This window comes from Cellulomonas sp. A375-1, from assembly GCF_001040865.1.
In the GTDB taxonomy this organism is placed as follows: Bacteria; Actinomycetota; Actinomycetes; order Actinomycetales; family Cellulomonadaceae; genus Cellulomonas; species Cellulomonas gelida.
In genome coordinates this window covers 1-8817 of record NZ_LFKW01000036.1, presented here as the reverse complement: position 1 = coordinate 8817, position 8817 = coordinate 1, and the positions used below count along the sequence as shown (strand labels likewise).

Annotated in this window: 11 protein-coding genes; 6 read left to right on the top strand and 5 right to left on the bottom strand. The window is 74.1% G+C overall.

Features of this window, described 5'->3' with window-relative positions:
* From CWIS_RS19220 to CWIS_RS03875, 3 genes are all read left to right on the top strand, one after another.
* The coding region (locus tag CWIS_RS19220; RefSeq protein WP_048342001.1) for a carbon starvation CstA family protein at nucleotides 1-1541 on the top strand (1541 nt) is incomplete at its 5' end.
* Nucleotides 1541-1741 carry a YbdD/YjiX family protein gene (locus CWIS_RS03880; RefSeq protein ID WP_048341932.1) on the top strand — a complete coding sequence of 67 codons (201 nt, stop codon included), beginning with the start codon at nucleotides 1541-1543 and terminating at the stop codon, nucleotides 1739-1741. The genes CWIS_RS19220 and CWIS_RS03880, both read left to right, overlap by 1 nt.
* A 178-nt stretch (nucleotides 1742-1919) precedes the next feature.
* Nucleotides 1920-2258 carry a cupin gene (locus CWIS_RS03875; protein ID WP_048341931.1) on the top strand — a complete coding sequence of 113 codons (339 nt, stop codon included), beginning with the start codon at nucleotides 1920-1922 and terminating at the stop codon, nucleotides 2256-2258.
* A 77-nt stretch (nucleotides 2259-2335) separates the two neighbouring features.
* On the opposite strand, the gene CWIS_RS03870 is transcribed toward CWIS_RS03875, so the two are convergent.
* The gene (locus CWIS_RS03870) at nucleotides 2336-2656 is read right to left on the bottom strand and encodes a hypothetical protein (protein WP_048341930.1); all 321 of its coding nucleotides are present in this window, start codon (nucleotides 2654-2656) and stop codon (nucleotides 2336-2338) included.
* Complete coding sequence (locus CWIS_RS03865; RefSeq protein WP_048341929.1) at nucleotides 2656-3177, bottom strand: hypothetical protein; 522 nt, start codon at nucleotides 3175-3177, stop codon at nucleotides 2656-2658. Before CWIS_RS03865 ends, CWIS_RS03870 begins: the two co-directional genes overlap by 1 nt.
* Nucleotides 3178-3358: 181 nt before the next feature.
* On the opposite strand from CWIS_RS03865, the gene CWIS_RS03860 reads away from it, so the two are divergent.
* Complete coding sequence (locus tag CWIS_RS03860; RefSeq protein WP_048341928.1) at nucleotides 3359-3847, top strand: GNAT family N-acetyltransferase; 489 nt, start codon at nucleotides 3359-3361, stop codon at nucleotides 3845-3847.
* Nucleotides 3848-3885: 38 nt separating this feature from the next.
* Nucleotides 3886-4752, top strand: a complete 867-nt coding sequence (locus CWIS_RS03855; RefSeq protein WP_156186531.1) for a hypothetical protein — start codon at nucleotides 3886-3888, stop codon at nucleotides 4750-4752.
* 10 nt (nucleotides 4753-4762) lie between these two features.
* Here the strand turns inward: CWIS_RS03855 and CWIS_RS17420 are convergent, their stop codons facing one another.
* A complete protein-coding gene (locus tag CWIS_RS17420; protein ID WP_053071528.1) occupies nucleotides 4763-5221 on the bottom strand; it encodes a bifunctional 2-polyprenyl-6-hydroxyphenol methylase/3-demethylubiquinol 3-O-methyltransferase UbiG in 459 nt (152 codons plus the stop codon).
* Nucleotides 5222-5396: 175 nt separating this feature from the next.
* Complete coding sequence (locus tag CWIS_RS03845) at nucleotides 5397-5711, bottom strand: hypothetical protein (RefSeq protein WP_048341926.1); 315 nt, start codon at nucleotides 5709-5711, stop codon at nucleotides 5397-5399.
* Nucleotides 5712-5830: 119 nt separating this feature from the next.
* On the opposite strand from CWIS_RS03845, the gene CWIS_RS03840 reads away from it, so the two are divergent.
* A complete protein-coding gene (locus CWIS_RS03840; RefSeq protein WP_082156194.1) occupies nucleotides 5831-7669 on the top strand; it encodes a lipase family protein in 1839 nt (612 codons plus the stop codon).
* Nucleotides 7670-7673: 4 nt separating this feature from the next.
* On the opposite strand, the gene CWIS_RS03835 is transcribed toward CWIS_RS03840, so the two are convergent.
* Entirely contained in the window at nucleotides 7674-8669 is a 996-nt protein-coding gene (locus CWIS_RS03835) for a permease prefix domain 1-containing protein (RefSeq protein ID WP_048341987.1), read from the bottom strand.
* Nucleotides 8670-8817 lie beyond the last annotated feature (148 nt).

Genomic DNA, 8817 nt, shown 5'->3' with positions numbered 1-8817 from the left:
CGTCGTGGGGGGAGTTCTTCCACCTGACGCCCACCACGCTCGTCGTCTGCATGGTGGTCTACGGGTTCCTCGCGGCGGTGCTGCCGGTGTGGCTGCTGCTCACGCCGCGGGACTACCTGTCGACGTTCATGAAGGTCGGCACGATCATCGTGCTCGCCGTGGGCATCGTGGTCGTGCGGCCGATCGCGCAGATGCCGGACTTCACGGAGTTCGCGTTCAACACCGAGGGGCCCGTGTTCGCCGGCGCCCTGTTCCCGTTCCTGTTCATCACGATCGCGTGCGGCGCGCTCTCGGGGATGCACGCCATGGTCGCCTCCGGCACGACGCCGAAGATGATCCAGAAGGAGTCGCAGACCCGGATGATCGGGTACGGCGGCATGCTCATGGAGTCGTTCGTGGCGATCATGGCGCTCGCGGCGGCGGTCTCGCTCAACCAGGGCATCTACTTCTCGATGAACATGTCCGCGGCGTCCATCCAGTCCACCGCGGGCTCGTCGTACTCCGCGCAGGCGACGCCCGAGGAGAACGCCGCCGCCGCCATCGCGAACCTCGGCGTGTCCGACCCCGCCGGCAACCAGCCCGAGATCATCTGGGAGACGGTCGTCGACGGCGACGAGGTCACGCTCACCGGAGCCCCTGCGCTCGAGGCCGTGGCCGACGACGTGGGCGAGCCGTCCGTCGTGTCGCGCACCGGCGGCGCGCCGACCCTCGCGGTCGGGATGGCGAACATCATGCACAACGTCGTCGGCGGCAAAGCCATGATGTCGTTCTGGTACCACTTCGCGATCATGTTCGAGGCGCTGTTCATCCTGTCCGCGGTGGACGCGGTGACCCGTGTGGCGCGGTTCCAGCTCGGCGACGCGATCGGCAACGTGCTGCCCAAGTTCCGCGACCCCGGGTGGCGCGTCGGCTCGTGGCTGACCACGGGTGTCGTCGTCGCGGCGTGGGGCTCGCTGCTGCTCATGGGCGTGACCGATCCCAACGGCGGGATCCGGACGCTGTTCCCGTTGTTCGGGATCGCCAACCAGCTCATCGCTGCCTGCGCGCTCACGATCGTCACGGTGATGGTGGTCAAGAAGGGCTACCTGAAGTGGGTGTGGATCCCACTGGTGCCGCTCGCGGTGGACACCGCCACGACGTTCACCGCGTCGTTCCAGAAGATCTTCTCGAGCGACCTGGCGCTCGGGTACTGGGCGCTGCACAACGCGACGAAGGACACGATCGCCGCGGGCGGGCTCGAGGGGCAGGCGCTCGCCGACGCGCACGCCACGGTCCGCAACACCGCGATCCAGGGGACGCTGTCGATCGCGTTCCTGGTGCTCGTGGCGCTGCTCATGGTCACGGCGCTGATGGCCGTGCTCAAGGCGGTGCGTGCGGGCGCGGGCCGGGGTGCGCCCGCCGAGTCCAGTGAGGACCCGTACGAGCCGTCGCACTTCTACGCACCGCAGGGGCTGCTCGTGCCGAGCCCGCTCGAGCGCAAGGTCGAGACGGAGTACGCGCAGGTCGGCGACCCGAGGCTGCTCGCGGGAGGGCACCACTGATGTGGGCACGGCTGCTCGACGGCGCGCGCGGCGTCGCGACGAGCGTGCGGCGGTTCGTCCGTGAGTCCACAGGTGAGGCGGCGTACGACCGGTACGTCGCCGCGCACGCGGGCGCCGACCACCCTCCGCTCACGCGCGCGCAGTGGTGGCGTGCGCGCGACGACGCCCGCGAGCTCCTCACGCACGACCGCTGCTGCTGACGGCGGGCTCGTCCGACGAACGAGCGTCCGACGAACGCGGCTCCTGGCTCGGACGCGGCGTCCCGACCGGCCCACGGGTGGAGAAAGGCACGCCTGGCGTGACCAGGTCCACCCGATATGCGCGCCGAGACGCCTCTCGTGCGGGAAGGTGGGGCTACCGACTGACGAAGGGGTGCAGATGGCTGACCTTGTGGGAGCCGGGCGGGAGCGGCTGGAGGCGGCGCGGGCGTCCGCGCACGGGAGAGACGCGCAGCTCGTCGTGCACGACGGGGTGCTCCGGCAGACCGTGCTCGCGCTCGTCGCTGGTACCGAGCTCGCGGAGCACAACTCGCCGCACGCGGCCAGCCTGCAGGTGCTCGTCGGGCGGGTGCGCGTGACCGGGATCGACGAGTCCGAGGTGGCCGAGGGCGAGCTCGTCGTGCTCACCCACGAGCGGCACGCGGTCCTGGCGCTCGAGGACTCCGTCTTCCTGCTCACGACCGTCACCGGGCTCGAGCCCGGCCAGCGCACCGGCTGACGCGCGTTCGTCGGACGCGACGTGTGTCCGACGCGCGTGTCCGACGAACGTGTCCGACGAGCGTGCGGCCGGGGTGGTCAGTCGGCGGAGGACGCGCCGCCGGAGAGCAGGGCCGCGAGCTCGTCGAGCTGCGCCAGGATCGCGTCCCGACCGTCGCTCTGCGGCAGCTCGGCGCGTGCGGTCGTCGGGAGGTTGGCGACGAGCCCCACGAGCTCGGTGCGCTGCTCGGGCGCGAGGTCGTCCAGGCTGAGCATGCCGAGGTTGTACTCGCTGATCTCCCGCAGGATCTCGGCGAGCGGCTCGGACGCACGGTCGGCCAGCGCGTCGAGCGTCCAGTAGAAGATCGACGACGACGTGCTCCAGTCGCGGCCGTCCTCGAGAAACACCGTTCCCGCCATCACTTGTCTCCCACGATGACGACCTGGACGTTCGCCAGGCCTCTCACGAACTCGCGGACGAGCACCCGCTGCTCCTCGGTGAACTGTGCCACGTCCACCGGCACGACCTGCGCCTTCTTGAGGTGCAGCACGATCTGCTCCTTCAGCTTGTCCCACTGCTTGTCGAAGAACTTCGCCGGGAAGTTGCCCACGGCGTCGTAGGTCGTGCCGTGCTGGTCGACCCAGTCGTGCCGGGCGCCCGGCTCGGCGCGGCGCAGCCTGACCTGCCGCTCGTCGATGATCCGCCGAGCGGTCTCGTACTCCGACTGCCGGAACTTGCCGACGGCCGGGTCGAACGCGAGCAGGTACGCGGGGGTCCCGGGGGTCGGCGAGGCGGGCAACGCGTCGTCCGGGCCGAGGAACTCGCCCCCGACCGGGAGGTGGCTGAGCGGTGCCGGGGTCAGGGCCTGTGTGGCGGGGGTGGGGACCGGCTCGGGCTCGGGCGCGCTCGGTGTCGCGATCTCGTGCGTCAGCTCACTCACGGAAGGCCCCCTCCGCCCCGACCCGCGGACTGCGTGCCGGTGACGTGGGCCAGCCTCGCGTGCGGCCGGCGGCCCGCGCGTCGGTATCCACTACGCAAAGCGCCGCGTCGGTGTCCGCTGTGCAGAGCGCCGCGCGGCGCCCGACGGGCGGCGGCGCCCGGCATCCGTATCGTCGGCAGGCATGAGCACCGAACCGCGGCAGGCAGGCACCGACGACGTCGTGGCGATCCACGCGCTGCGCCGTTCGCTCGAGGACTGGATGGCCGCGCGCGGGATCGACCAGTGGCCCGTCGGCTCGGTGCCGCTCGAGCGCATCGCGGCGCAGGTCGCGGACGGGCAGTGGTGGGTGGTGCGGGACGACGACGGAGTGGTCGCCGCCGTGCGACTCGTCGGTACGGACCCGGAGTACTGGGGCGACGACGACGCGTCGGCGCTGTACGTGCACGGGCTCATGGTCGGGCGGCGCGCGTCGGGCTCCGGGCTGGGCCGGGCGCTCGTCGAGTGGGCGGACTCGCGGGCGCGGGCGGCGGGGGTGACGTGGCTGCGCCTCGACCACCGCGCGTCCAACCCGCACCTGGACGACGTCTACCGCTCGTGGGGCTTCGAGCCCGTCGCGCAGACGGGCCGGCCCGGGTTCGAGGTCGTCCTGATGCAGCGACCGCTCACCTGACCCCCACGCCGTCCGACGGCGCCGTAGGCTCGCTCGGCATGGGGGCCACACCGCAGCAGCCGAACCAGCCTGAGCCGAACCCGTCGCAGCCGCAGCCGTACCCGGGCCCGCCCCCGGGCCAGCCGTACGCGGGTCCGCCATCCTCGGGTCAGCCATCCCCGGGTCAGCCGTACCCGGGTCAGCCGTACCCCGGTCAGCCGTACCCCGGTCAGCCGTACGGGGCCGGGGCGACCGTGCCCTACGGGCCGTACGGAGGGCCGCCGCCGGGCGTGCCGCCGCGGCCGGTCAAGACGTCGCTCGCCGGGCCGATCACGCTCACAGCCGTGGGAGTCTTCCTGGTCGTCGCGACGATCGTCGTCGCGTTCTTCGTCGTGCGGACGTTCGTGTCGATCGTGCCGCTCGGCGTGCTCGACGGCAGCGGGAACCCGGGTTCGTCGTCGCTCGCGTCCACCGACGCCCCCGGCACGACGACCGCCACGCTCGAGCCCGGCTACTACGACCTGTACCTCGTGGTCCCGGCGAGCGAGCGCTACGCGAACCTCGAGGGCACGGCGCAGCTCACCGGCCCCGACGGCGAGCTGGTGACCGCCGAGCCGCCCGGCGTGAACGGCAACGCGAGCATGGGGGGCAGCCGCGCGTTCACCGTCGCGGGGTTCCGCGTGGAGTCGGCGGGCGAGTACACGTTGACGGTCCCGGCCGCGTCGTCCGACGACGCGCTGGTCGTGCTCGTCGAGGGGCACGACGTCGCGGGCTTCGTCTCGGGTCTGCTGGGCACGGTCGGGGGCGTGTTCGTCGCGATCGGCCTGGGCGTCGTCGGGTTCGGGCTGACCGTGGGCGGTGTGATCTGGTGGGTGGTGCGCGCCAAGGCGCGCCGCCGGTCGCTCGCGGGACCGCAGGCCGCGTAGCCGAGCGGGGTCAGTGCAGGACCGCGCCCCGACGACGAGCGTGCAGCACGGCGGGACCGTGAGCGCCCGGTCCGTCGGGCGGGGCGGTCTCGACCGTCCAGTCGCCCGGGCCGAGCAGCGCCGCGAGTTCGCCCTCGCCCGCGTCGGCCCCGACGACGAGTGAACCGCGCGGTGCGACGAGCGCCGCGAGCGCGCAGAGCCAGCGGTCAGGTCGAGGAGTGACGCTCGTCGACGTCACGAGGTCGAACCGCTGCGCGGTGAGCCAGGTCGCGGGGTCGGCGCACACCCAGGTGAACCGGCTCGTCGCACCCGCGTGGTCCCGGGCGCGGTCGAGCGAGTCCTGCGCCGGGTCGACGACGGTCACGGTCCAGCCGCGCTCGGCCAGCACCGTCGCGTCGGTGCCCGCGGCGCCGACGACGAGCGCGCGCCCGGGGGTGAGCCCCGCGAACCGCTCGGCGACGCCGCTCATCAGCCGCTCACCTCGTCGTCGGGCCGTGTCACGCGCCCATCCTGGGCCCGGGACGCACGCGCTGTCGACGCCACGGGGTGGTGCCGTTCGGTGCTGCCCGTTCGGTGCTGCCCGGTCGGTGCGCGGGGTCGGTGCTGCTGCGGTCGGTGCTGCTGCGGTCGGTGCCGGCTGGCGGTCAGTCGCCCACCTGGAAGACCGTCGCCGAGCGGGGGCGGCGTGAGCGACGCCGGCGCCACGCGGTCCGGATCCACACCTCGCGGCCCTCGGCGACGGTGTCCTGCGTGAACCGGACCCGCTCGACGCGCCCGTCGGGGAACGTCACGACGGCCTGACCGGGCACGTCCTTGACCTTGTTGCGGCCGTAGCGACGGCCGTCGGATCGGGCCTCGAGCGCCTGGGCGTAGTCGGCGAGGGAGACGCCGCGCGCGGGCGCGGTGCCGGGGCGGTTCTGCACGCGCGTGACCGAGGCGCGCTGGTAGGTCGAGTGCATCGGGTTCTCCGGGGGGAGTCGTGCGGCGGGGGAGCCGGCGGGGAGGGCGGCGACGCTGCCGCCCGGGTGTCGGGGAGGAGCGGGCCGTGGCCGGCGTGATCCCTCGCTACGTTGGCGCCATGCCCGACGGCCCGCCCGCCCCCTCGGCCCCGACGCCCTCGTCGACCGGTCCGGGCGCGCCGGCGTCACCGGCTCGGCCGGGCTCGCGCGGATCGCACGGCGGGCGGACGTTGGCGCGGTTCGCGCGGTGGGTGCGGTTCGCGCTCGGGGTGCTGGCGGTGCTCGTCGGGCTGTTCCTGGCGTTGCGGCCGTTCTCGTCGCTCGCGGTGCTGCTGATCGCGGCGGTCGTGGGGCTCGTCGTCGCGGGCGGCACGCAGCTCGTCGCGGCGGGTCGGGACGGTCGCCACCTGCGCTGGGTGTCCGGTGCGCTCTACCTCGCGGCGGCGGTCGTCGTGCTGGTGTGGCCCGGTCCGACGATCCGTGTGCTCGCGCTCGTCGTCGGCGTCGCGCTCGTCGTCGACGGGGCCCTGGACCTGTGGGCGGGGGTGCAGGCGCGCGGGACCGCGCGGTGGAACGCGTGGCTCGGGGGCGCGGCGTCGGTGCTGCTCGGGCTCGTCGCGCTCGCGTGGCCGGACGTCACGTTGCTCGTCGTGGGCCTGGTCTTCGGGCTCAAGGTGCTCATGCTGGGCGCCCGTGCGATCGTCGCGGCGACCACGGGCAGACCCGCCCGGGCGGGCGCTCGCGAGCGGGCGCGCCCGGGACGGTGGCGGCTCGGCGGCAACGCGGCGGTGCTGCTGCTGGCGGTCGTCGTCGCGGTGGTCAGCGTGGGGCTGCAGCGCGGAGCGCACCGGCCCGACGCGTTCTACACGCCACCCGAGGCCGTGCCCGCCGAGCCGGGACGGCTGATCCGCAGCGAGCCCTTCGCGGCGGACTGGGTCCCGGACGGCGTCGCGGCCTGGCGGATCCTCTACACCACGACGCGTGACGACCGGACGCCCGCGGTGGCGTCGGGGCTGGTGCTCGTGCCGCGGTCGTCGGTCGGTGCGGGGGCGCCGCCCGCCGACGTCGTGACCTGGGCGCACGGCACCACCGGCGTCTCGCCGGGCTGCGCGCCGTCCGTGCTCGAGTCGGGGCTCGCGGCCGGGGCGATGTTCGTCGCCGACCAGGTCGCGGCGCACGGCTGGGCGATGGTCGCGACCGACTACGTGGGCCTCGGCACCCGGGGCCCGCACGCGTACCTCGTCGGCGACGCCACGGCACGCTCGGTCCTCGACTCGATCCGCGCCGCGCACCAGCTCGAGGGCGTCGCGCTCGCGGACCGGACGGTCGTGTGGGGGCACTCGCAGGGCGGGGGTGCCGCGCTGTGGACGGGCGTGCTCGCGTCGTCGTACGCGCCCGAGCTCACGCTCGACGGCGTCGCCGCGCTGGCGCCCGCGGCCAACCTGCCGGAGCTCGTGCACAGCCTCGACGGCATCACGGGCGGGGAGCTGTTCGCGGCGTACGTCGCGGAGGGCTACACGAGCACCTACCCGGACGTGCGGTTCGACGACTACGTGCGCCCGGCCGCGCGCACGCTCGTGCGGGAGATGGCGCAGCGGTGCCTCGAGGACCCGGGCGTCCTGGTCTCGGTGCTCTCGACCCTCGTGCTCGACAAGCCCATCTGGGACGGCGACCCGGACCGCGGCGCGCTGCACGACCGCCTCGTGCAGAACGTGCCGTCCGGCCCGATCGACGCGCCGGTGCTCGTCGGGCAGGGCGCCGACGACTCGCTCGTCCTGCCGGCCGCGCAGGACGCCTACGTGCGGGCGCGCTGCGACGCCGGGTACGCCGTGGACTACCGCACCTACGCGGGGCTCAACCACGTGCCGCTCGTCGAGGCGGGCTCGCCGGCGATGCGCGACCTGTTCGCCTGGACGGGTGCCCGCTTCGCGGGCCAGCCGGCCGCGGACACCTGCTGAGGCGTCACCGCACCCGGCGTGCCTTGCGGAACCCGTCGAACGTGTCCCACAGCCCGCTGCCGACGAACACGAACGCCAGCACGGTCGCGACGATGCTCGTGACCTCGGCCGCGTCCCCCTCGACGAGCGCCGGGAAGAACTCGGGGTTGACCAGCCGGTCCTGCGCGTAGAGCCACAGCACGCCGACGACGAGCACCAGGTTGAGCACCGCGTTCGCGGCCGCCAGCGGCATCGTCCAGCGCCGCCGCGCGTACACGGTCACCGCGATCAGCGCCTCCGCGGCGAGCAGGACGAACAGGCCCGTGGTCCACACCGGCCACAGCGAGGGGTCGAGGAACGACTCGTCCGTCTGGCCCGTCACGACGACGCCGCGCGCGTGGTCCCAGAGCACCGCACCGGCGGCGAGCGCCAGCAGCCCGAGGGTCGCGACGAGCTCGCCCAGACCCGTGCCGGTGTCCTGCTTCTCGGGCAGCTTCTCGACGCTCCACGGCGCGAGCGGCTCGTGGTCCGCCCGCGACGTGCGCTCGACGACCGCGAACACGAGCGTCGTCCAGAACGCGAGGTGCACCGCGACACCGATCGCGGTGACGACGACCGAGCCGACGACCGAGCCGAACGAGTCGCCGTCGAGCGCGCCCCCGAGGGCGACCGCGAACGCCACGCAGGGCACGACGATCGCGAGCAGGAGCCTGAGCAGGCGCGACCACGCCAGGAAGAAGCGCGGGCCGATCAGGTGCAGCGGGCGGTCGGTGTAGCCCGCGGCGAGCGCGTCGGGGTCGCCGAGCGCGGTCAGGACGGCGCGCTCGGCCGCCGCGGGGTCCGCGCCCTGCGCGGCGCGCGCCTCGACCTGGTCGTCGATCGACGCGCGCAGCTCGGCGGCCACGTCGGCGCGCTGCGCGTCCGGCACGGTGCGCGTCGCGGCCTCGACGTACCGCGCGGTCAGGCTCGCGTCGGTGAGGGCCTCGCTGGTCGCGCCCGGGTGGGCTGGGGTGCGGTGCATGGTCACTCCTTGTCGGGCAGGGCGTCGACCGCGGCGGCGATCGCGCGGAGCTCGTCGGTCAGGGTGCGGGCGAGCTGCCGGCCGGCGGCGCTGGTCCGGTAGAACTTGCGCGGCCGCGACTCGTCGGTGTTCCACTCGCTCGTGAGGT

What these genes read in the sequence shown, in the direction of transcription:
- CWIS_RS17420 (WP_053071528.1), bottom strand. Translation starts at nt 5,221, where the DNA reads ATGAGCGGCGTCGCCGAGCGGTTCGCGGGGCTCACCCCCGGGCGCGCG.
- CWIS_RS03840 (WP_082156194.1), top strand. Translation starts at nt 5,831, where the DNA reads ATGCCCGACGGCCCGCCCGCCCCCTCGGCCCCGACGCCCTCGTCGACC.
- CWIS_RS03875 (WP_048341931.1), top strand. Translation starts at nt 1,920, where the DNA reads ATGGCTGACCTTGTGGGAGCCGGGCGGGAGCGGCTGGAGGCGGCGCGG.
- CWIS_RS03855 (WP_156186531.1), top strand. Translation starts at nt 3,886, where the DNA reads ATGGGGGCCACACCGCAGCAGCCGAACCAGCCTGAGCCGAACCCGTCG.
- CWIS_RS03845 (WP_048341926.1), bottom strand. Translation starts at nt 5,711, where the DNA reads ATGCACTCGACCTACCAGCGCGCCTCGGTCACGCGCGTGCAGAACCGC.
- CWIS_RS03860 (WP_048341928.1), top strand. Translation starts at nt 3,359, where the DNA reads ATGAGCACCGAACCGCGGCAGGCAGGCACCGACGACGTCGTGGCGATC.
- CWIS_RS03870 (WP_048341930.1), bottom strand. Translation starts at nt 2,656, where the DNA reads ATGGCGGGAACGGTGTTTCTCGAGGACGGCCGCGACTGGAGCACGTCG.
- CWIS_RS03835 (WP_048341987.1), bottom strand. Translation starts at nt 8,669, where the DNA reads ATGCACCGCACCCCAGCCCACCCGGGCGCGACCAGCGAGGCCCTCACC.
- CWIS_RS03880 (WP_048341932.1), top strand. Translation starts at nt 1,541, where the DNA reads ATGTGGGCACGGCTGCTCGACGGCGCGCGCGGCGTCGCGACGAGCGTG.